Annotated in this window: 21 protein-coding genes and 1 tRNA gene; 7 read left to right on the forward strand and 15 right to left on the reverse strand. The window is 32.3% G+C overall.

Going from position 1 to position 22818, the window contains the following annotated elements:
* Positions 1-28: 28 nt before the first annotated feature.
* The 3 genes from R1F52_07400 (at position 29) to R1F52_07410 (ending at position 3250) form a co-directional block, all read left to right on the forward strand.
* A complete protein-coding gene (locus R1F52_07400; GenBank protein ID WOV92917.1) occupies positions 29-847 on the forward strand; it encodes an SDR family oxidoreductase in 819 nt (272 codons plus the stop codon).
* A gap of 48 nt (positions 848-895) precedes the next feature.
* The gene (locus R1F52_07405) at positions 896-1369 is read left to right on the forward strand and encodes a hypothetical protein (protein ID WOV92918.1); all 474 of its coding nucleotides are present in this window, start codon (positions 896-898) and stop codon (positions 1367-1369) included.
* A 186-nt stretch (positions 1370-1555) separates the two neighbouring features.
* Complete coding sequence (locus R1F52_07410) at positions 1556-3250, forward strand: DNA topoisomerase I (GenBank protein WOV92919.1); 1695 nt, start codon at positions 1556-1558, stop codon at positions 3248-3250.
* A 1272-nt stretch (positions 3251-4522) separates the two neighbouring features.
* Here the strand turns inward: R1F52_07410 and R1F52_07415 are convergent.
* A complete protein-coding gene (locus tag R1F52_07415; protein WOV92920.1) occupies positions 4523-5578 on the reverse strand; it encodes an HNH endonuclease signature motif containing protein in 1056 nt (351 codons plus the stop codon).
* 290 nt (positions 5579-5868) lie between these two features.
* On the opposite strand from R1F52_07415, the gene R1F52_07420 reads away from it, so the two are divergent.
* Positions 5869-6870 carry a hypothetical protein gene (locus tag R1F52_07420; protein WOV92921.1) on the forward strand — a complete coding sequence of 334 codons (1002 nt, stop codon included), beginning with the start codon at positions 5869-5871 and terminating at the stop codon, positions 6868-6870.
* A gap of 15 nt (positions 6871-6885) precedes the next feature.
* Here R1F52_07420 and R1F52_07425 read toward each other — a convergent pair whose 3' ends face one another.
* From R1F52_07425 to R1F52_07470, 10 genes are all read right to left on the reverse strand, one after another.
* Positions 6886-8511, reverse strand: a complete 1626-nt coding sequence (locus R1F52_07425; protein ID WOV92922.1) for a DEAD/DEAH box helicase family protein — start codon at positions 8509-8511, stop codon at positions 6886-6888.
* A 12-nt stretch (positions 8512-8523) separates the two neighbouring features.
* A complete protein-coding gene (locus tag R1F52_07430) occupies positions 8524-10227 on the reverse strand; it encodes an ATP-binding protein (protein WOV92923.1) in 1704 nt (567 codons plus the stop codon).
* Between the two features lie 69 nt (positions 10228-10296).
* Positions 10297-11475, reverse strand: a complete 1179-nt coding sequence (locus tag R1F52_07435; protein ID WOV92924.1) for a cysteine desulfurase family protein — start codon at positions 11473-11475, stop codon at positions 10297-10299.
* A gap of 324 nt (positions 11476-11799) precedes the next feature.
* Complete coding sequence (locus R1F52_07440) at positions 11800-12204, reverse strand: DndE family protein (GenBank protein ID WOV92925.1); 405 nt, start codon at positions 12202-12204, stop codon at positions 11800-11802.
* The gene (gene dndD / locus R1F52_07445) at positions 12194-14218 is read right to left on the reverse strand and encodes a DNA sulfur modification protein DndD (GenBank protein ID WOV92926.1); all 2025 of its coding nucleotides are present in this window, start codon (positions 14216-14218) and stop codon (positions 12194-12196) included. The genes R1F52_07440 and dndD overlap by 11 nt, the downstream gene beginning before the upstream one ends.
* A complete protein-coding gene (dndC, locus tag R1F52_07450; protein WOV92927.1) occupies positions 14205-15632 on the reverse strand; it encodes a DNA phosphorothioation system sulfurtransferase DndC in 1428 nt (475 codons plus the stop codon). Before dndC ends, dndD begins: the two co-directional genes overlap by 14 nt.
* Complete coding sequence (gene dndB, locus R1F52_07455) at positions 15629-16708, reverse strand: DNA sulfur modification protein DndB (protein ID WOV92928.1); 1080 nt, start codon at positions 16706-16708, stop codon at positions 15629-15631. Before dndB ends, dndC begins: the two co-directional genes overlap by 4 nt.
* 91 nt (positions 16709-16799) lie before the next feature.
* A complete protein-coding gene (locus tag R1F52_07460; protein WOV92929.1) occupies positions 16800-16967 on the reverse strand; it encodes a hypothetical protein in 168 nt (55 codons plus the stop codon).
* Between the two features lie 108 nt (positions 16968-17075).
* Positions 17076-17360 (reverse strand): hypothetical protein, encoded by a 285-nt coding sequence (locus R1F52_07465; GenBank protein WOV92930.1) that lies wholly within the window; start codon positions 17358-17360, stop codon positions 17076-17078.
* Between the two features lie 341 nt (positions 17361-17701).
* Positions 17702-18736 carry a YwbE family protein gene (locus tag R1F52_07470; GenBank protein WOV92931.1) on the reverse strand — a complete coding sequence of 345 codons (1035 nt, stop codon included), beginning with the start codon at positions 18734-18736 and terminating at the stop codon, positions 17702-17704.
* A 512-nt stretch (positions 18737-19248) separates the two neighbouring features.
* On the opposite strand from R1F52_07470, the gene R1F52_07475 reads away from it, so the two are divergent.
* Positions 19249-19431 (forward strand): hypothetical protein, encoded by a 183-nt coding sequence (locus R1F52_07475; GenBank protein ID WOV92932.1) that lies wholly within the window; start codon positions 19249-19251, stop codon positions 19429-19431.
* 163 nt (positions 19432-19594) lie between these two features.
* Here R1F52_07475 and R1F52_07480 read toward each other — a convergent pair.
* Positions 19595-19669, reverse strand: a tRNA-Arg gene (locus R1F52_07480).
* Positions 19670-19721: 52 nt separating this feature from the next.
* Positions 19722-20414, reverse strand: a complete 693-nt coding sequence (locus R1F52_07485; protein ID WOV92933.1) for an aquaporin — start codon at positions 20412-20414, stop codon at positions 19722-19724.
* A 70-nt stretch (positions 20415-20484) separates the two neighbouring features.
* Here R1F52_07485 and bcp point away from each other — a divergent pair, with 70 nt between their 5' ends.
* Positions 20485-20961: a thioredoxin-dependent thiol peroxidase gene (gene bcp / locus R1F52_07490; protein ID WOV92934.1), complete on the forward strand. Its 477-nt coding sequence runs from the start codon at positions 20485-20487 to the stop codon at positions 20959-20961.
* On the opposite strand, the gene R1F52_07495 is transcribed toward bcp, so the two are convergent.
* Positions 20958-21833, reverse strand: a complete 876-nt coding sequence (locus R1F52_07495; protein ID WOV92935.1) for a hypothetical protein — start codon at positions 21831-21833, stop codon at positions 20958-20960. The genes bcp and R1F52_07495 overlap by 4 nt on opposite strands.
* Positions 21834-22158: 325 nt before the next feature.
* Between R1F52_07495 and R1F52_07500 the strand changes: the two genes are divergently transcribed.
* Positions 22159-22533, forward strand: coding sequence for a hypothetical protein (locus tag R1F52_07500; GenBank protein WOV92936.1), 375 nt, complete (start codon positions 22159-22161; stop codon positions 22531-22533).
* 1 nt (position 22534) lies between these two features.
* On the opposite strand, the gene R1F52_07505 is transcribed toward R1F52_07500, so the two are convergent.
* Entirely contained in the window at positions 22535-22765 is a 231-nt protein-coding gene (locus tag R1F52_07505; protein WOV92937.1) for a hypothetical protein, read from the reverse strand.
* Positions 22766-22818: the final 53 nt, after the last annotated feature.

The raw sequence follows: 22818 nt of genomic DNA on the forward strand, positions 1-22818 counted from the left end.
ACATGTATTAATCATGCAGAAAATAGCATTGGTCACTGGTAGTTCTCGGGGAATCGGACGAGAGATATCATTAGCGTTGGCAAGAGACGGAATCAAGACATATGCTACTGTACGCAATATGGAACATGCAGGAGAACTTCAAAAAACTGCAGAATCCGATTCATTACCAATCCAAGTATTACACATGGATGTTACAGATCCACAAATGGTGCAAAAAGTAATTGACGAAATATTATTACAAGATTCACGAATTGATATACTAGTGAATAATGCAGGGTATGCAATGTTTGGGTGTATTGAGGAGGTAGAAGTGAAAGAATACATGGAACAGTTTGAGACTAATTTTTTCAGCATAGTAAGACTAGTCAAATGTGTCATTCCTCATATGCGCAAGCAACAAAGTGGTGTGATAATTAACATTAGTTCAATTGCAGGTAGAATCGGCTTTCCTGCATCATCTGCATATGCTAGTTCAAAATTTGCACTCGAAGGTCTAAGTGAATGTATGAGATATGAATTGGGCAAGTTTGGAATCAAAACTATTCTAATAGAGCCAGGAGTGATCAAAACAGATTTTATTGATTCTATGAAGATTGCAAAAAGCAGATCAGATTCACCATATAAGCAGATTAACCAAACAATGTTAGATGGGGCAAAACTAATGGCAGAAATGGGAACATCACCACAGAGTGTGGCCGACGTTGTGCTGAAAAAAATACAACAGGTAGATACAGAGCCCAGATATACCGTAGGAAATGATGCAGCAATGTTTGCAGAAGCGAAAAAGACAAAATCAGATTTAGAATTTGAAAATTATTTAAAGAAAGAAATTTTCAATGAGTTTTAAGATATATTTTTGAATTAATAAAAATTGAGAGTGTCTTGTTTAAAAAGAATGTCTAAACAAATTGTATCAGAGATACATGAGTATTTGGAGATTAAAATCTATCTAGAACGAGTTCTAGATCGTGATTTTGATCGTGATGATGACGCTTTTCTTCTAGATTTTGTTTTTCCAGTAGAAGAACGTTTCATGGTTTTACGCTTTGTCGTTCTTTTTGTTGTCGTAGATTTTTTGGTTGTTCTCTTCGTTTTACGTTTTGAAGTTGTTGCCTTACGTTTTGGTGCTGCTTTACGTTTAGATGCTGCCTTACGTTTTGGTGCTGCTTTACGTTTAGATGCTGCCTTACGTTTTGGTGCTGCTTTACGTTTAGATGCTGCCTTACGTTTTGGTGCTGCTTTACGTTTGGTAGTTGTTGCTTTACGTTTGGTAGTTGTTGCTTTACGTTTTGTACGACGTGTTGTTTTACTTTTTGACATTGTGCGTTTTGCTTTTGCCATATTTTGTCTGAAAACAACTAGTATATAACTAGATACATTGTAGATAAATTTACTAAAAATAAAAAAAATAAACATAATTTTTAATTTCTAAAAAAAAAATTGTATTTTTTCATGCCTAAATATATCAAAAATATACAAAACCAAATGAAATTAGTAGAAAACATAACAATTCACAGTTCAATTTTTATCTAGTAGTTAAAAATACAAAATGTAAATGAAAAAAGAGAAAAAATGGAAGACATTACAACATAACGGAATATTATTCCCACCAGAATTTGAAACAAAAAATATTAAAATTAAATTAAAAGGAAAAGAAATTAAAATTAACCTATTTCAAGAGGAGATGGTATACCAATGGGCTAAAAAGAAAGATACGCCATATGTTCAAGATTCAGTATTTCAAAAGAATTTTACAAATGATTTTGCTAAGACCTTGCCTGTGAACTTGAAAAATATCAAATATTCAGATATAGATTTTTCCAGAGCATATAGAGTTGTGGATAAAGAAAAAGACGCCAAAGATCTAATGACAAAAGAAGAGAGGAAAGAAATTGCAACAAAGAGAAAAAATATTCGTGAAAAGATGAAAAGTGAATATGGTATAGCAATTATTGACGGTAAAGAAACAGATATTGCAAATTACATGGCAGAACCACCAGGAATTTTTATTGGAAGAGGTCAGCACCCATTGCGAGGAAAATGGAAAGTACGTATTACAAAAAAAGATGTTGTGTTAAATCTTGGTAAAAACTCAAAAATACCAAAGGGCGATTGGAAGAAAATAGAGCACAATCAAGAAGCAACATGGCTTGCGTATTGGATTGATTCATTAACAAAATCACACAAATACATTTGGCTTGCTGATGTTGCAGATTTTAAACAAGATAAAGACAAATCAAAGTACAACAAGGCAGTAAATCTGTCTAAATCAATTAAAAATATAGAAAAACACATGATCAAAGATATGACATCAAAGGATAACACTAAGCGTACAATTGCAACCATATGCTTTTTGATTTATACAACAGCAATGAGAGTAGGGGATGAAAAAGATCCCGAGGAAGCAGATACCGTTGGAGCCACAACACTACGCACAGAGCACATTAAGATAACACCGGATGGTATACTGTTTGATTTTCTCGGCAAAGATAGTATCAGATGGAAAGAAGAGATAAAGAAGAATGATAAAAATAATCAACTATATACAAATCTTAAAAAAATCATAAAAGACAAAAAGCCAAAAGAAGAGATTTTTGGCAATATCACATCACGTCAGGTGAATAAATACTATTCTAGCATATTAGAAGGATTGTCTGCGAAAGTGTTTAGGACATATCTTGCGTCCAAAGTGGTAGCAAAATCACTCAGTATGAATAAAAATGTCTCATCAGAGTCTGCGGCTAAAAAACTCTATTTAGCAAAGATATCAAATCTTGAAGCTGCTATTATGTGCAATCATAAAAGAACCATCCCAAAGACATTTGCAAAATCACTTCAAAAGAAGAAAGACACCCTCAAAAAGATAAAGAACAGTAACACATGGAGGAAAGCAGAGATATCATTACAGGCGGCAAAAAATTCCAAACCAAAGTCAACAAAACAAAAGACTGCCAAGGTAAGTAGAATTCATAAAGCCAAAATGATGATTAAAAAACGTAAAGAAAAACATGCAGAGAGATTAGAGAAAGCACAGTTGCAAATTAGTCTTACAGAGAAGACCATGGATTATAATATTGGTACGTCACTTCGAAATTATATCGATCCACGTATATTCAAATCATGGTCTTCAGAGGTAGATATGCAATGGGAGAAACTCTATACATCTGCCTTGCAAAAAAAATTCCTATGGGTAAAAGAAGAAAAAGGCAAATGGGATAAAGTATCAGGATTATATTTATCTGATAAATAGTTAATAAAACGGGCCCGACCGGATTCGTATACATGGTGGGTGCGAAATCAAAAGTTTGAAAGTTGATTCTAGTAAAGACATCTAAATATCACAGTGAACTATTGGGGTACCTTTGAACCCCTATATTTTTTTATTTTTTAATAGTCCAATTTTGTAGAATTCATCATATAATGTAATTCTAGTTGTATTATATTTTAGGTAAAATTTCACTATTTTAACTAGAAGCAAACACGACTACTATCATCATCTAACCCTAAATCTGGTAATCTATCTTTAAGAGTATTATACATATTTGGAATAAATGACAACAAATCCTCAGATCTCTCATAAGACTCTGAAGTAGAAATAGGATACTATGAAAATCAATTTCTAATATAGATATATGTTCATATTTTATATTTTTATCATGTAAACTCCTATCATAATCGATTCCAATACTCCGATTTTTCTTATGACTGAGTCTATAAAATAACCTACGGTATTTTGTAACATCAAAATTTTCATCTGGCACATCAGATCGGATCCCACTCAGTAGGAACAAATACAACACCCCATAACAAGATAAGGATATTTTCACGCAAATTTATTGCATCACCAATTAATTCTTCATAATTAATTTGAAAATTTTTAGCTGATTGAAGTCATTTGGCTTTTTATTGAAATAACTAACAAAGGACCGTTATTTTCTGAAAATAATCGCAACGTCTACTATTTTTGGTGCATATACCCCATATAGCTTGACATCTGTTTTTACTTCAATATCATCTCTTTCAGGCTACATACTTTCAAGTAGTCTTTTATAATAAAATTTAAGAGGTTTTAAGAACAATCTACTGTTAGTTGCTTCAACTGGATTGGGAACATCAATATACGTTTTTTTCATAGTTTCCAATACCTCGTCTTCCAATTCACCCAATACGATCACCCATGTGATTTTTTAATATGTTGTTATTTAAAAATATTGTAGATCATCATAGGATTTATAGATAGAATTTAGTGGATTTAGGTAATACAATGGTACTTACATTAGGTATAATAAATTAAAGTCTGTTTTTTATTTTTATGCATGATGATACTTTTTGTACTATTTTTTACTATACCTACAGGTCTATTGTATGATTTACCCACAGGTTTTATGGATACAGTCTTTTTTACCCATACGTTTCATCAGCCTGTCTTTAACCGCTTGGTAACCACTTTTCTTCGTTCAGGAGCATCCGTATTTGTTATTTTTATATTTTTACTACATCTTGTAGATGTGTGAACAATAAATCATAGAAATTTCTTTACAATCATGTATCCTTGAGTGTGTGCATTATCATAGTGTCTTCTGATAGTTTTCTCAAAATCCATATCTAATCTTACAAGTGATTTTTCTAATTCTGGTATTTGTACACTATATTCTTTATTTCGTATAATTAGTTTTTTGAGATAATCTTTGGGTGGTAGTGCCCCCAATTTCTTCAAATTACACTTTTGACACACAAGAGTTAGATTCCATATATCATCCTCTGCGATATAATCAAATGGAATTACATGTTCGACATGAGTTTGTCTTTTATCTGAAGAAAGAGAACATCCACAGTAAAAACAATCAGGGAAGAAAGGTTCCAATAACTGTCGATATTTAGTTAGATTTCCTCTGGGAATTTTTTCACCATCTGTTTTTAGTATTACTTTTGGAAGTCCAACGTTCCGGCTTTCAAGAAATTTTGCCCATTCTAATATAACGGATCTCATCAATAAAACATTAAATTTTTTCAAGAATTGCATTGCATTTGGATTTAGATATATCCCATAATCTAAATCTACGTATTTCTTATTTGAATTGACAACTCTGGCAATTTTATAATCAAAAAATAATTTAGATTCTACAGATTTGTTAACTTTGACTTTTTGAAATCTCCATACAACGTTATGAAAGCATTTTTTTTCTATTTGAGCAACACATCTTGAGATTTTTTTAGGTTCCTTTACCTTTATTTTGTTAAATGTTTGTGGATAGTATGGTTTTGTAAATTCACGTTCTATAATAGTCACTATTTCAGGTTGTTTATTACGTTGTGATGCATGTTTCATCTTTAATTTACATACTTGGGTCCAATAATATTTTAAAAAATATGCTGCAATAGTTGAATAATCTATATGTAATTTATCATATCTGTTGCTATAATCTAATAGAAATCTAGCCATTGCAAATTTGTAGGTGTTGTCTTTTACGCTCATGCCTATTATGTTTAAAAAGACTCTCTCAAATTCATCATCAGATGCAATATCGAAATTCAATAGTTTTATGAATAATATGGCTCTGTCATAAAGTTTTCTCAAGATTAGACCACTAGTCTCAAATTCATCATAAATGATTTCTGCATACTATAGACAATTACTCCGAATACCATGATTTACCCACATGTTAATGTAATTCGTATTTATAATTACATAGCATTCTCATCATGTTGTGTAAAATGGCAGGAATAGATTCATCGATGGGAAATGAATCAACTGGGATATCACATACAATAGATACAAATTGAATCTATCTAAAATTTTAATTCAAGCCATATGATTTAAGGAATTTTGATGTGTGTCAATACAGAATATTTCTCGCTATTCAATGTATGAAAACTGTTAAAACCAATACAGGATTAATCAACACATACTTGTCAAACCTTATTCATAGTCCAATATTTGAATATGTTAGAAAGTATTTTGAGTGTAGTGATCCTCAACTAAAAACAATATTCATCTTTGCACCATATATCAAGACTGCTACTTTGGATAGACTGTTGTATAACATACATAGTAAAGTAGTCATAATTACTACTTGGAATATACATGATTTCCAATTTGGTTCATCAGAACTTGAACTTTACCCATACTGTAAAAAACACAATATCAGTTTATATGTAAACTCTGATTTACACCTAAAGATTTATTCAGTGAATTTAGAGAGTGCAGTACTTGCCACAGGTAATATAACAAACAGAGGAATGTTTGTAGATGGCAATCATGAAGCTGCAGTTAAAATAGAATGCCTAGATTACAAAGATTGTCTAGTTTTTGAAAAAATTCGAAAAGAGTCAAATCTAATAAATGATTATATCTATTACGAATTAAAAAAATGGGTTGGTGCCAATCCAATAAAGAAAACTCTAGAAATAAACCTTGAAGATGTTATTCCTCAAGTTAAAAAAGATTGTTTTTTAATCTCAGACCTACCAATGACACATAATGTAGATGACCTCATACTAGGATATACAAGAATTATGCAGGGTAAAGAACCATCAGAGGATTCAAACACATCTGCGTGTATAATTCATGATATTGTTAATTATGGAATTAATTTAAATTTATCAAAGAATGAATTTGTTAAAACGTTAACTAGAGAATTTTTTTCACACCCATTTATTCAGAAAATCAATGAATTTATTGCTCCAGAAGCATACTTTGGTAGAATAAAAGAGTGGATACAGAATAATTGTACTGATGTACCTGTTCCGAGTAGACGTGAACTTACTGGAAATGTACAGGTATTACTAGAGTGGTTTGAGAAATTAGGAAATGGGGAATATAAAATTGATAGACCACATCATTCTCAAAGAATATACAAAATTAAATAGAAATTACTTGAGATTCTATTTCCAATATTCTGTAAAATATTCATATACAGTATCAAGCCCACCATACTCTGTAAGTATATTGTCAACTACATCTACTAGTGTAAATACAGTAGTACCCCCAAGCTGTGGACCTCTCATTCCACGTCCAATCATTTGACCATATAATACAACAGACTTTGTTGGTCTAGCAATTACTACAGCATCAATTTGAGGTACATCAAAACCAGCAGTAAATACATTGTAATTAAAAAGAAATTGTATGTTGCCATTTTGGAATTTGTGTACAACATCTTTTCGATATGCTTCAGGGCTAGTACCATCAACATAAGCAGCAGGATAACCACAAGTATCAATAAAACTTGCTAATAATTTTGATTGATGTACACTACCACAAAATACTATTACCCTCTTGTATTCATCAGTCATTTTGAGTAAACGTAGTATGATCTTAAGATTACGTTTTTGATCATTTGCAATTGTTTCTAAAAGTCCATCTGGAAACTCTAATTCATAATTCCTACCTATCTTTTCCCATTCTTCTTTTGTCAATGTATATTCTATTTCAGGGTTTAAAACCTCTCTTTGACATCTAGCCAACACACCTTTTTGTTGAAGATGTTCAATTGTACCTCCTTCATCATCAATTCCTATTATATTAAAATTAAAAAATGATCCAAGAACTTCATTTTCTTCAATCATTCCAAATCCTCGTCCTGGTGTTGCAGTAAGCCCCATAATACGAGTTTGTCTTGTACGTCTTTCTTTGAGTTTGTTAATTGTGTCTGAATAAGTTGGAGTTATTGCAATATGTGCTTCATCAGTAACTAAAAAATCAGCCTTGAGTTTAGAGTTATCATCTAGTGACGTCCTAACTTTTTGATACATTGCAACTGCAAATGCAGAACTTTCCAAACATTTAGGAATAGGAACTTTTCCCCAAATTCTGTACGTTTTGATTGAGTGTTTCCCAAGATGAGACCAAACACGAATAAATGCATCCATAGCTTGCTCACAAAGTTCTCTACAATCAGCCAACCAAATTACCTGCCGAGTTTTGTTGTCGTTTAAAAAATGAGATATTATCTCCATCGCAACCCTTGTTTTTCCAGCTCCAGTAGGCATATGTATTAGAAATTTTGAATTTGGATTTTTGATTATATCAAGAGCTCTAAATACAACATTTGCCTGATAATCTTTTAGCTGTTTGAATGGATCATCATGACACATTATATCACGGGTTGCAAAAACATCATCATTTTCTAATGGAATTAAATAGTCTCGATATCCAAATGCTTCAATAAAGTCACGTGTATCAGAATTATTGCCCCAATGAAATGTAGCTAGTTTATTTCTAAACTCTACAGTTTGTGTTTCTTCATATGAACCATAGTTTATTTTAATTCTCTTTGCAAAATCAATAATTTGATTACTAGGTGCCCCAAGTAGAAGTTTTTTTCGAAATGAGGATTGTCTGTATTTATCTAAGTTTAGAGAGTGATGTAATTTGGCAAGTAATTTTTTGTCATTAAATATAGGAATAGGACGATCCGAATCAATTTGTGTGAATAAAAAATGGTATGCATTAATAAATTCTTTTAGATCAGATTGTAGTTTTTCTATTTCAAGATACTCATTTAACACAAGAATCACATACTATTTTTCTAACGTACTATTGATATTTTTGTGTAAATAATATGTCCAATCATATATCAATTTGTCAATCACATCTCCAGTTATTTGACTTTTTTCCATATCCATTTGTTTATGAGCAAGCACAAATGATGCAATAAATAATTCCATAGTACTTTCAATATCTTGTCCTAAACTCTCCAATTGTTCTTTCGTATATGACTCATCTTTGGATAATTTTTCAGTTAGATCAAATAACTTTTCAAAGAAAGGGTGTTTCATATTCATCTTAATAAGTGATGTACTGCCACGTGTAACTACATCTATAAAGTTACTACGTGGATCCATCTCAAATGATTTATAAAAAGTCACAGGATTTTGTGAAAGTTTTTCCAATAATATTTTTTGTTCAGCTTCTTTTTTTACTCCGGATTCTCGAATTAAAGTATCAATTTCAGTACTCGTAGGTGTATGATCTGAACTATTTTTTTTCAATGTTTCTTCTGATGGTTTTGTTCCAGACATAGTACCACCGGTTTTTTTCCTGACATCATCTTTATGTGATTTCCATACTCGTCGTATTTCATCTCTAAAATCATATATTGTAGGGTTTATTGCATCTTGTATTTTTTTTCGAAGCTCTGTTATTGGTCTTGCACCTACTTTGATATTTTTAATTGAAAACCAATGATCTAAATCTGCATCAAATGCTATTTCACAACCCCAAAACCTATCCATATCAATGAATCCTTTATAATGACTTGAAGTTTTATCTGTAATCTGATAATAAGGCAAATGTCCATAAAATACTTCTCTGTCATTTCTTAGTATAGAAATTCCTTCGTTGTGAGGTACATGACGCTTCCTATTGTCTGTAGAGTTACCTGTTCCTCGTTCTTTTCTCCAACTTTCAGGCAGAAGAGACATACGGATGGTAATTTTTTTCTGTTCTGTGGATTTAGTAGGGATAGGATCAAATTTATGAGGTATCTCAAGCAAAACAATCTCTGATTCAGGATTAGAGGTTTCTTCGTTGTATTGAGTACGAGTAACATATAATGGATTTAAAGCAGAGATTTCTCTAGTTTCATCACCATCATCTAAAAAGATATATCTTTGATTTGGATTGTCAATAACTTTGCTATCTTTGATTATTTGTTGTCCAATAAATTTTCTATACGTTCTTCCTATCCAAACTATCATTTCATCAATAGCCGCATCCTCACGATCCCAATTTTTCCATATAACTAAAGTACCATGATCGGCTACAAGATCTGCATACTCTCGTGGAACTTCTACAGGTGTAGGCGGAGGTATTTCTGCATCATCATAATCTTTCATTTCATCTAAATCTAGATATGTAAAATTCCACCCTCCACCTTTGGGTTTAGAATAAACTTCTATACGTGTACACTGTGTAATAGCCCCTAGCGTCATTCCAACACCAAATCTACCTATGCCATCACGTTGGTTATACCTAGCTGAAAATCCTAACTGCATACATTTACCAAGTGTATCAATATCCATTCCAACTCCATCGTCAGCAAAGGCAATCTCTGTCATATCATATTTGTTCTTTCTTACAAGATTTTTTTTGATTTTTATCTTGATATTCTTTGCCTCTGCTTGAATAGCATTGTCAATAACTTCACCAATAGCAGATACCGTATTAAAATCAGAATCACGAAGTGATTGAAGTGCCCTTCCTACATGCACTGGTTTGGTCATAAAATTTAAATACAAATATAGTTTAAAAACTTTTTTAGACACTATTTTGAAAATTCAATTTCTATATTATTACATGGAAATTTTCTTTAAATATTTAATTGATGAATAAAGCACATCTGTGGCAATTTTGATTTCTTCATCGGTATTGAATCTACCACACCCTATACGAATAGATGTATGTGCCTGTTCCTCAGTTAGACCCAGAGCTAAAAGAACATGAGATGGTTCTACCATCTGAGTTGTACAGGCAGAACCAGCAGATATAGCAATCTTTTTTGAAACAGAATTTATTATAGCTTTTCCATCGATTCCATCAAATCGTAAATTTAGATTGTGTGTAAGTTTTTTTGTAGGATGACCATTTAGTTTTGCACCCACATCAGAGAGTTTTTCAAATATTTGATCAGTCCATTTTTGATATTGAATATTTTCACTATTCATCTTTTTTTGTGCAATATCGATTGCCTTTGCAAATCCTACTATTCCAGGTACATTCAAAGTGCCAGATCGAATACTTCGTTCTTGCCCTCCACCATGTATCAAGGGTTCAGATTTTACTCTTGGTTTTACACCACGTACATAAAGAGCACCAATTCCTTTTGGACCATAAATCTTGTGAGATGAAAATGACATTAGATTGATGTTAAGTTTTTGTACATCTATATTTAGATGACCTACAGCTTGAGCAGCATCAGTATGAAATAATATGTCATTATCATGTGCAATTTTACCGATTTCCTCTATATCTGCAATGGTTCCAATTTCATTGTTTGCAAACATTATCGAAATTAAGACAGTCTCATTCGTTATAGAATCAGATAAAGAATCTAGGTCAATACTGCCAAAATTATTCACAGGTAAATAAGTCACTTTGATGTCGTTTGATTCCAAATATTTGGAAGTATCCAATATTGCTTTGTGTTCAGTACTGCATGTGATTATATGATTTCCACGATCTTGGTTTTTTCTCATCACACCTTTTAGTGCAAGATTATCTGATTCAGTAGCACCTGATGTAAAAATAATGTCATCCATAGGTGCGTGTATCACATGTGCGATACTCTCTCTAGAGGTTTGAACTACATTAGATGCATCATATCCATATGAATGATCTAGACTAGACGCATTTCCAAAAACTTTGGTAAAATAAGGAATCATTGCCTCCAAGACCATAGGATCAGTAGGCGTGGTCGAATGAGAATCAAGATAAATTGAATCGTTAGAATTCCCATCAGAATAAGGTGTCATATAATCTTCCTACAATTTTATCCACATCTAACTTAAATTCATCGATTGAAAAAAGTTTTAGTTTCTTTTTCTTAACAGAACTATAAAGTTGTAAAACGTGTTTTGGACAATATACAGTAAACATAAAACTGAAATTACTTATCGGCATAATTAGAAATATATCCACTTCTTCAATCCCATTATATGCCTTAAAAAATCCAGGAAAATCATTATATTCTAGAATGCCAAAATCAACAAATAAAAGCATGACAAATATTACGTTCAAAATTATATGAAGACACATAAAGATATTATCAAAAGGTATTCCATAATATGTGAAAAGCATTATTTTGCTCCTTTAGGCATAGAAGATGATTCAGCTACTTGCATTTCAGTCAGAAAATTGTATATGTCAAACATATTATTGATTCTTTGTTTTACAGATATAGCACCTCGATTGAGATGAGATCTTGTCATTTCAGTCAGATATAATTTTGGATTAAGATTATCTTGTCTCAATCTATTGATCATAAGAGCAAGATACATGTTATAATTTGGAAAAAATAGTTGTGATGGTAAAAATTCTGTACCAGATTTATTATATTCGTCAGGATTCGGAATACCCTTTTGTTTTATCGATAGACATAGTGAAAGTCGTCCCCAAGATTCAGAGCCAATACCAGTACTGTTCTTTAACATACCAAATAGATGTGTAGTTCGTGAGCTAACTTTAATTTTATCAAACTGCAATTAAATCACCTCCACTTTTATCAAAATATGTTCTATCGATAACACTACAAGCATTTACTGCATCATGTTTAATTAAACCAACTTTTGAAATGTAGGGTTTTAATGAGTCGTAATAAGAGTTCACAATTTCAGTGTCTGTTGAAAATATAATTATTTGATGTGATGCTTGAGGGTAGAAATTATCAACTAAATTTTCCCGATGTTGTTCATCTAGTCGAGCAAGTGGTGTATCTATAATAAATGGAAATGGGTGTCCAGAAGTTTTGGCTAGACCCCAAATGATTGCTGTTGCATACATTTGTAATTCACCTTTTGACAATTTTTCTTTTTGTATTTCAACATCATTTTTTTGATATAATGATATATTGTAAGTTTCAGGATCGATAGATATTCTAGTAACTAACCAATCTTTGTGAAAACACTTCTTGATTCCCTTAAAGATGTTCAATTCTAGTGTTTTAATTTTTTTTTCACGTAGTTTTTGTGAATAGTCTTCTAGTACTTTTTGAATACTCGGTATCATGTCTAATCCTCGTAGTTTTCTTTGATTCAAATTTCTTTGTGATAAGCATTTGCGAATTTTACTATTTAATAACACCAACATTGATTTTTTTTGTGATTCTATTCTTGTTATAGTCTGTAACTCATATTCCATTTCTCCTATTTCTAGAGTTATTTCTTTAATAGCAGAATACAACGGACCAATTTCATCTTGTTGTGGTATGACTTCTAATTTGGCGGACAGTTCTTTTAATTGTTCAAGATAGTTTTTATGCGATTCGGATTGTGCAAGTATGACCTCATATTTTTGAGATAGCATAGACTGTATTTTTTCTTGCAATATTTTCATGTTAACAAGAGAAAAATCAAATACTAATTTTTGTTGATCAGATATTGATTGAAGTTTGTTGTCAACTATTTTTTCAAGACGAACAAGTATATCTTTTTTTGTTTTAGGTTTGTATGAATCTAAAAATGGTTTAAGTGATTTTACAATATAGTCAAAGGCATCATTTAATGTATCACTTTCAAAATTCTCCTTGATCTTTGTGATATCACACTGAATTTCATCTTTTATTTGTTCCAATTGATCAGATATTATTACAAAAGGTAGATCAGTCTCAACTAAATGTTTTAATATATTTTCACGATATGATATATGTTGTTCAAATTCTATCTTTTCATCTAATAATTTTTGTCTATTCTTTGCAAAATCTCCACCTAACTTGAAGAATTGTACTTCTTGCAATTCTAAATCATTGTGTCGTCTAGTTATTTCTGTGTTTAAAAATATGCGTTTGTCGTGTAGTTCATCAATTTTTTTTTGAATCAGAACTTTTTCTTTATTGGATTTTTCCAATTCTGATAACACCTCAGACTCAGAACTATCAGAATTCCGTAAAAAATATAGACCAACATCATCATACAATTGTTTAGATATATTTAGCCCAAGTATACTATCAAATGAGGATTTAATGTATTGGTTTTCGTTGCTAGACATTGCTAGATCTTGTATTTTCTCACCGTCAAAGAAGAATAAATCTGCTATGGTCTTTGGAATCATTTGATTTATGAGTTGTTGAAGGTGTGATTTTTCAAGATTCAACGAATGATATCTTTTACCGTTTAATGGTTTTTTACATATTTTCAAAAATTCATCAACTTTTCCTTTATTATTTTGCCAAGAACGAGTAACCAAGTACTGGGTAATTATACCGTTTTGAGCATATTGAAATTCCAATGTAATTGACGCATCTGGAGAACTAGTGCTTTTGTTTACATCTCTATGAAAAAGTCTGTGGATTTTTTCATGATATTGTTTTTTGTTAATCTTGTTTCGTCCAAAGTTTTCGCCATATAGACATAATGGAATTGATTCAAACAAGGTGGTTTTACCTGCACCATTAATTCCACCGTATAAAACTATAGGTTTCTCAATAGTTGTAGTAAAATCAATTTGGTTAGAACCACGGTATACTCCTATATTATCAAGTATGATTTTACTTAAAAGCATTAGGTTTCACCTGATTATTTTCGTCTAGTTGTGCAAATAGATCTTTTCTTATCTCATCAATATCATCACGCCATTCCTTGGAAAGAATTTTTTTAATTTTCTCAAAGATCTTTGCATGATTAGAATTATTTTGTAATTCAAACTCTGAATTTAATAACCGACTTACAAGTTTGTACGGTACATTATGACCATCGCAAACAAGTTTTAGTATCTCTTGTTCTTGCAGTCCAAATCCACCCATATTGTCAATTGGAGACTCTAGTGAAACACCAATTATATCATGATAAATTAGATATGCGGTGTTTTGCCAGTCACCGTCTTCCATTCTCCAAATTTTTTGTATCTCATGTATTTCATCTTCAGATATTAGTATCATATCAGGTTCATGTTTTTGTATTTTGACCTGACCCTCTAGAAGTTTTGTAAGATATTCTTTTCTAAATTGTAATGTATAGGGTCCAGGAGTATAATCAGTACCATTAGTCTTTAGTTCAACTAGTCCATTTCTACGAGTAATCTGACGGATTTTAGGCCAAAGTTTTGGATCTTGGGTCTTTTTTAGTTCATAGCGTAATTCGGCAAGTGGTTCCATCCATTCATGTCCGTTTTCAATCATACTATCAAGAGATTTTTGTTTATCAACCACAGTACATGTCCAACATCCAAACCTACCACTACCACAAGAAGGTGTACTGGTATCTACCACTAATGGACACTCACTTGCATTGGCATCTTGATATAATGCAAGAAGATCTCGATTGTTGTCACCCCAAAGATTTGGTACCTGCAATAGATAGTTCCATACGTCATCTGTCTCAAAATCAACAAGTGGTGTATAAACATAAGTTTGAGCAAATTTTTTATGGTGACTCAAAACACTATTTTCTATCTCTAACATATTCATAGATTGTTGTCTAGTCGAACTCTCACTTTTACGAGTGCCTAGTAAAACAATCACTTCGCCATATTCAGATACTCGTTCTTTTATGAATCTGTCTGCATTTGCAATTTTTAATAAATCTGTACACCACCTAAACATAGAAGTAGGTGCAGGATATCCCAGACCTAATATTCTAACCCAAAAAGTGTCTGAAATAGGAGGTCTCAAAAGGTTGGTAGATATCGGAATATGAGATTTTTTAGATGCTTTTTCCATCTTATCTAATGAAAAAGTTATACGCTTAACTATCTGTGGAGATTCAACTAGTGTATCAGAAGATACAATGTATATTTTTTTATCAAGTTTTTCAACAGGTAGTTTTGATAATGCATTCCACACAAGTTGAACCATACATGTAGAGTCTTTGCCTCCACTATACCCAAGAATCCATGGACGAGAGTCATTTAGATAAACAGTTTGAATTTCTTTGTAAATACTCTTGACTGTACGTTTGCTAAATACAGATTCGGTCATTTTTGATACCTCTTTAAATCTTCAGGAATCTTGATTTTACAATGTTCCAACATCACACAAGATCCCAACATAATACCGATGGTTGTTCTAACCATCTTTCTGCCTAGTATAAGATTACCTTCCCATACAGAGTTGTTTCTAGACCAATCCAAATTAGATAGGGCAAGTAGCTTTTTCTTCCAAGTGGTTGGATGTCGTTTGATTGCAACTCTGCCTGTGATTCCTAGCGAGTTTAAGCAATTTGTATGACCATGTACATAATTTTCACGTAGTTCATCAGGCAATATGTTACCATTGATCAAAAGTTGCCATTCAGGAAGAGTTTTAGCAATATAGTTCCAAAATTTATGTATGGTATCTTTTTGTGTTTTGTTTAGGACGTGTATGGATTGTTTACCAAATATTTTTTTGGTTGCATCAGAGATTCCTCCAAGTGTAAATACTTCTTTTGCATGTTTCCCAATAGTTGTTTTTTCCAATTCCACTCGATCTTGAAATATTTCAAGTGTCTCGGCAAGATCCACAATAAATTGAGAGTACTTGTCACGTTTATCATACAAGATATTAAGTGATTTTGATGGTTTTACAGCATTTTTGTTGAGATCAGCAAACATTTGTTGAGATCGTTTCAACCCCTGATCATCAAAAAAGACAACAGATATAGTCTCATTACCCAATTCTGGTTTCTCCATTAACGCATGTTCAATAGCTTTACGCCTATGTTGTCCGTCGTTTATCAAAAGCTTTGATGACATATCTATATACAATCTTCCCAATTTTCCATTTGGACCCAAATGGGGTACAGGGATAAAGTTCATGTTACCATCAACTGAAGCAGCGAGTGATGAAAAAATATATTCATCAGGATTACTTAAAATATAATTTTTCAGATCAGGGATTCTAGAGGATCTAAGAATTCGTTGAGCCCTTAATTTTGGAGGGATTCCATGCTCGTTGAATATGAAAAGTTTCGGAATTATCTTCATAGGACATATTACTACATAATACTCACGATTGGCCTGAATTCCACGTATTGCATCAAAACCATATGTTTCAGAGATCGATTCATTCATCATAATCAATTACCTATTTAGATTTATAAAACAATCTATTGCAGTATGTTATATGACATTGGCAGTATATTTATTAAGTATAGACACATATCATTTAGAATTCTTTTTTAATAATGTCTAGATCCTTTTTATTCAGTTTTATTGAGAAAACTGCAGCTTCTGGATGTAATGCACCTTTGGCCATAGGATGAAAAACTATTTTGACTTCGCTACCTTCTTTTGTGATGTTGACTGGACGATTTCCAATTATTTCTTTTACCACATATAATTATAAAACACATCATTAATAGAAGTTTTGATTTGTGGTTCTGTTACATCATAGGGTGTTGCCATTATATATTTAACAATAATTCAGACATATTCACACCCTTCATAATTCTTCGATTTTCTTGTGATCAACTTTCAACCATTTTTTAAGTTCAGAGTGATTTTTTATACGATTTGCCAAATCAGAGTCCTTAACAAGTATTTCAAATATACTATACACACAATCACCATAATCAGGATCACCCCAAGACAGACTACGTAATAATCGTGGGTGATTTTCAATATCAAAAATACAATTCATATCATAACCAAATTTTTTCCAATCGGCATAGCTAAAAGTAGCAGAAGCCCACTCATATGCACCGTTAACTAAATCACTAAGTTTCAATAATTTTTTCTTAACTAACCATCATAATTAGTTTTAGTGTAAACTCCATAGAGGTAAAATCATACATTATATGAATTTTATTTTCATAGTATACATTTAATCATTTAATCATTTATTCAGATCTTTATTTTTCATGGTAATATGCATGAGATAGTTTGCAAATACGAACTTCCATATTTTAAATACAATTTATTAATTTACTATGCATATGACTTCTGTAATTACAGATGTTTACTCAAAGTTGAAATTTAAGGTTAGGCAGAATGGTGAGGACTTCCACAGAATGAGACTACTTAGATTATCATATTTATCTTGGATTGTGTTGGAGTCAAACTTTCTCTTTATTCAAAGTTTGGAAACCAATCTTTGATGTATCTATATTGTTCTTCTACATCTAGACTTTCGGCTCTAGGAGTCGAGCTTCGTATATAAAATAATTTTCCTTTTGACGTGCTCAAATACAAGGGTTTGTTAGAAGGGAGAATCTGTATCAAACAAATAGTTTTATCGTTAATTTTACGAAAGTGTATCTTCATTTTTCGATCTAAAAATATTTTATCTTTAATGAAATTAGCAAATTGATCTCTCATATTATTTGCAAAGGAATCAGAATAATCAGTAAACCCTCCAAATTTAAGATCTTTTTCCAATCCACATATTATACCTGAAGAATTTATACCAAGAAATAGAAAACCCCCATTGGAGTTACCAAATGCAGATATAGCTGTGGCCACAAACTTTATGGCAGATTTTTGCAAATTCTTTACAATTTCGAGATCTTTGTTTGATCCAGTTAAATAATTCTCTATCTGTAATTGATAATGATAAAATTCTTTAAACTCATGAATCTGATCTTCGGTTTTTGGTATTTCTTTTGTTTCTAGATCAATAAATTCATAATTTGATGTTGTCGTTGATTTTTTATTTTTATTAGTTTTTGATAATGTTTTAACTCTTCCAATTTCGCCGTTTTCAAGCATAACTTTTATTCCATGTGGATGGGTTTCAGAGGATGTCAAAAAATTTTTCACAGTTCCAATTGTGAGTTTTTCCGTTCCTTGATTTTCTTTGGTTACAATTTCTACTTGCATACCAATTTTAATTTGGCTTTTTTTAGGAAAGTATTTGATTCTTGAATCATTTAATATGGCCCATATATATGACGAACCACGTATTTCATTACTAATTTTTCCAGGACCACCAACTAAACCCATCTCAAACACTTTTTTAATTTGTGATTTTGGAATATTTTGATCTGTTCTGTTTGTTATTAAAGAGTTTTTTAAGATAGAGTATGTAAAATCAAGACCACTCTTAGTTTGAAAATGTTCTCTCTCATTTTGACAAATTCTGAGCCAACAATGTTCAAATGACATAGTTTTATCATATAGATTGCTGTTAGTAAATATTTCTAGTCATAACAAGGACACCACAAATTTACTTGAGTTTGGCTAAGTTCTCATTAATCTTTATTCTTCTTTTTGATAGATATTTTGTAGTATCCTTTGTGCTCATAAACTTTGTACAACTCAGGATATTTTCTACATAGTGTTTTGTCTGTTTGTCATATGTCTTGTCAAACTCATTTATTGCCTTGGACAGATTTTCTAAATTGATGTTTTCTAGATTATCTTTTTGACCTATGAAAAACTGATTTTGTCTGCCAAGATGTAAATATCATTTTCACCGTTTATTGTTTTATGATATATTCCCATACTATCCATACAGGGTAATGTTTAAATTAAAATATTTATCATGTTTGGATGGTAATAATGATTCAAAATCACACCTTTAAAAAAAGTAAAAATACAAGAGCAACATAACAAATAAAGTCACCTAGAGGTACACGACAAACAAAGGAATACTTGCCGAAGATATAGTAAAAGAAATGCGTGAATCATTTACACGCTCTGAAGTACACATAGACTCGGAGAATGAACAAATCGACCCAATATTAGAGCAGAAAGAACAAGCACAACAAGTTATTGAAAACGCAACACCAGAAGAACCTGATACAATGCTAAAAGCACTCAGAGAGCAGAATACTGGTAAGATGCAAGTCAACGCGTAGTAGATGACCAACAAGATGAACTACTTATCAATCAAGTTTGGGAATTTGTAGGAATATTTGTAAATGGTAAAGATGTACTACGACATCCAGTTAGAACAAAACAGATGTAATGTGTTTACAAGTTTAATCTAAACTTTGAGTGGACTCAAACCCATAGTTAAAACGGGCCCGACCGGATTCGAACCGGTGACCTAACGCTCCGCAAGCGTTCGCACTATCCATGCTGTGCAACGAGTCCAAAAAGACATGATTATAAATTTTTAAAAGTGTTTACAAGGGAATTATAAAGATTATTTTTCACGAGTAAATAAGAAATAGCCAACAAGACCACCAAGTACACCTCCAGTGATTGGTGCAAGCCAATACATCCACTGATACTCCCATAGACCAGATATCAGTGCAGGTCCGAAAGAGCGTGCAGGGTTTACAGAAGCCCCAGTTAGAGGAACGCCTATTAAATGAACAGCCAATACAGCAGCACCAATGGCAAAACCTGCCCAACCAGGTGTGGCTTTTTTATGTACGACCACCATGAATATGGTCAATACTAGAAAGAAGGTCAGAATAATCTCTACAGCAATTCCTGCCAACACACTTTTATTAATTAAATCACTTGGACCACCATGAATTCCATATCCAACATCTTTGGCAAAGTCTGGCAGTATAGCTGCAATTGCCGCAGCTCCAAATGTGGCTCCTGCTAATTGTGCACCAATATATCCAATAGCATCTTTAACACTTATTTTTCTTGCAATAAGCATTGGAATAGTAACAGCAGGATTGATGTGAGCTCCAGATATGTGTCCAAATGCATATACCATAACAGCAACTATACCTCCATGAGCAAGTGCAATAAATAATATAGATTCAATTGTTAATCCTAGAGCATATACGCCAACAGATAACACAACGGAAGCAATTCCAAAGAATGCAAGACCGAATGTCACTATAAATTCAGCTAGCCACGCTCGTAAATTCACCATTATATAATTCAAAAATAGTCACAATATAAACTAACATTATATTAATTATACCCCAATCATATTACTAATCATGCTTAAAGAGGGAGATAAAATTCCAAAGTTCAAACTAAAGAACGCAGATGATAAAATTATATCCTCAGAAGATTACATGGGGAAAAGACTTGTCATTTATTTTTACCCCAAAGATTTTACCCCTGGATGTACAAAGGAGGCAGATGGATTCTCATCTAAATATCCAGAATTTGAAAAATTAAATGTTGACATCATAGGGGTGAGCAAAGATAGTGCCAGTATGCATAAAAAATTCTCAGATAAAAAGAATATACCATATACACTGCTCTCAGATCCTGATGCGACTCTCGCAAAGAGTTTTGGGGTATGGGGTAAAAAGAAATTCATGGGAGTCGAATACACAGGTATGATGCGAACAACATTTCTAATAGCCGAGGACGGACTAATATTCAAAGCATACCCAAAGGTAAAAGTATCAGAACACATAGAGCAGGTGTTAAATGAATGGAAAATAAAAAAAATAGTAAAAATCTAGAAACCTTTTGGAAGTGTACCGCGTTTAGCTTTTGGTGGTGGCATTTCTTGTACTTGTGTTTGAGCATCGCCTTCTGGAATTGTTATATTATAACCATTGAAGTTTTTACCAACTGGATGAAACGCCATACGTTGTCGTGTTGCAAAGTATTGATTTGATGCAGCTGTAAAACCTGTAACATTGACTTTTTGCATATTCCAATCACCAGATTTGGATGTACCACGTAGTGCATGTCGGTTTGCCCATGCTCGATTATTTTCTGGTACATATCCAGTAGTATGTTTTTTATACTCATTCCAATCTTTCATTGGAACATTTTTCCATGCATCTTGTTGTGAACCAAGATTAGATGTGGTATTTTCATCAGAAAGTTTAGGTTTGGTTTCTGCTGGAGGTGGAGTCATACCTTTTGGTAATGTACCTTTTGGCAGTGTACCTTTAGTTTCTGCTGGAGGTGGAGGTGCAGGTTTTGATGCAGTCATACCTTTTGGTAATGTACCTTTAGGCAGTGTAGGTTTAGTTTCTGCTGGAGGTGGAGGTGCAGGTTTTGATGCAGTAGTACCTTTTGGTAATGTACCTTTTGGCAGTGTACCTTTAGTTTCTGCTGGAGGTGAAGGTGTAGGTTTTGATGCAGTAGTACCTTTTGGTAATGTGCCTTTTGGCAGTGTACCTTTAGTTTCTGCTGGAGGTGGAGGTGCAGGTTTTGATGCAGTCATACCTTTTGGTAATGTACCTTTAGGTTTTGCCGCAGATGTTGTAGTTTGTGTACCGATTTTCTCATCAAGTTCACTAGTTAATTTTGCCAACTGGGCTTCAAGATTTGCAAGTTTTTTTTCCAAATCTTTCTTTGTCGTCGCTTTTTTTGTAGCCATATATCTTTTCTAAAAACTAGTTATTTATTAGATTTTGGTTTACAGGGCAATATTATCAACAAATTTGAGGAAAAACGTGTCAAATTACCCATCGAATACACATATTATCATCATTTTATTATATAAATCAGATTATTCTGATCATATGTTTATAATTAATAAGTAAAAAACACACATCACAATCAGGTATAGTGAGAAAAATTTACAAGAAAAATAATACTCATCTAGTCATACTTTGAGTTTTGTTAAATCACCCCCCATGTAATAATATAATCACTAGTAGATACAAGATAATGTTATAAGATAGACAATAAGACTCAATGTTATGGATGATTTTGAAAAAGAATACCCAGATTTTGATTGGAAGAACATACCTGCATACAAACACCCATTAGGAAAAAACTGTCCATGTCCAAAACACGAATACGTCAGAGAGCAGATTAATTTTGCAAAACAAATGGGAAGTGAGGGTAATGATGCACGAGTTACATTAAAATTTTGTCCAGATCACTATCGTGTATACATGGAAGAAGTCATTCCAAGTATGCCTTTAAAATATAAAATTCTTACAAAAATTGCTTTGAAGATTGGAGCCATACGGATTGAACATTTAACATATATGCAATCAGAGATTTGTTTTTACTGCAAATTTGGATCGGGTGGTTTTGATCGTAAAACAGAACTGCCACCAATTGAATAAATCACATAGGATCTATAGTAAGTGATGGTCTATTGGTAGTATCATGATGACATGTTTTTTTACACAAAGGACAACGCTTCCTGTCTAAAAGAATACACTGACACGTATGATTAAGCATGTATTGTTCGGCAGCCTTTGTATACTCACCAGTCTCATTACAAAAAGTACAAGGTGTGTTAATTAGTAAAATTACACCCTTGCCATCACAAATTGGGCATGTCTCATCAGCCACGATAAATCACAATTAATACTACTTATAGAGTTTTAAATAATTATTCACGAATT

The organism is Nitrosopumilaceae archaeon AB1(1) (genome assembly GCA_033471095.1).
Classification (GTDB): domain Archaea; phylum Thermoproteota; class Nitrososphaeria; order Nitrososphaerales; family Nitrosopumilaceae; genus Nitrosoabyssus; species Nitrosoabyssus spongiisocia.

Coding starts and splice junctions, on each gene's coding strand:
- R1F52_07485 (WOV92933.1), bottom strand. CDS start 20,414: ATGGTGAATTTACGAGCGTGGCTAGCTGAATTTATAGTGACATTCGGT.
- bcp (WOV92934.1), top strand. CDS start 20,485: ATGCTTAAAGAGGGAGATAAAATTCCAAAGTTCAAACTAAAGAACGCA.
- dndC (WOV92927.1), bottom strand. CDS start 15,632: ATGACCGAATCTGTATTTAGCAAACGTACAGTCAAGAGTATTTACAAA.
- R1F52_07405 (WOV92918.1), top strand. CDS start 896: ATGTCTAAACAAATTGTATCAGAGATACATGAGTATTTGGAGATTAAA.
- dndB (WOV92928.1), bottom strand. CDS start 16,708: ATGATGAATGAATCGATCTCTGAAACATATGGTTTTGATGCAATACGT.
- R1F52_07495 (WOV92935.1), bottom strand. CDS start 21,833: ATGGCTACAAAAAAAGCGACGACAAAGAAAGATTTGGAAAAAAAACTT.
- R1F52_07470 (WOV92931.1), bottom strand. CDS start 18,736: ATGTCATTTGAACATTGTTGGCTCAGAATTTGTCAAAATGAGAGAGAA.
- R1F52_07500 (WOV92936.1), top strand. CDS start 22,159: ATGGATGATTTTGAAAAAGAATACCCAGATTTTGATTGGAAGAACATA.
- R1F52_07420 (WOV92921.1), top strand. CDS start 5,869: ATGAAAACTGTTAAAACCAATACAGGATTAATCAACACATACTTGTCA.
- R1F52_07410 (WOV92919.1), top strand. CDS start 1,556: ATGAAAAAAGAGAAAAAATGGAAGACATTACAACATAACGGAATATTA.
- R1F52_07435 (WOV92924.1), bottom strand. CDS start 11,475: ATGACACCTTATTCTGATGGGAATTCTAACGATTCAATTTATCTTGAT.
- R1F52_07430 (WOV92923.1), bottom strand. CDS start 10,227: ATGACCAAACCAGTGCATGTAGGAAGGGCACTTCAATCACTTCGTGAT.
- R1F52_07475 (WOV92932.1), top strand. CDS start 19,249: ATGCGTGAATCATTTACACGCTCTGAAGTACACATAGACTCGGAGAAT.
- dndD (WOV92926.1), bottom strand. CDS start 14,218: ATGCTTTTAAGTAAAATCATACTTGATAATATAGGAGTATACCGTGGT.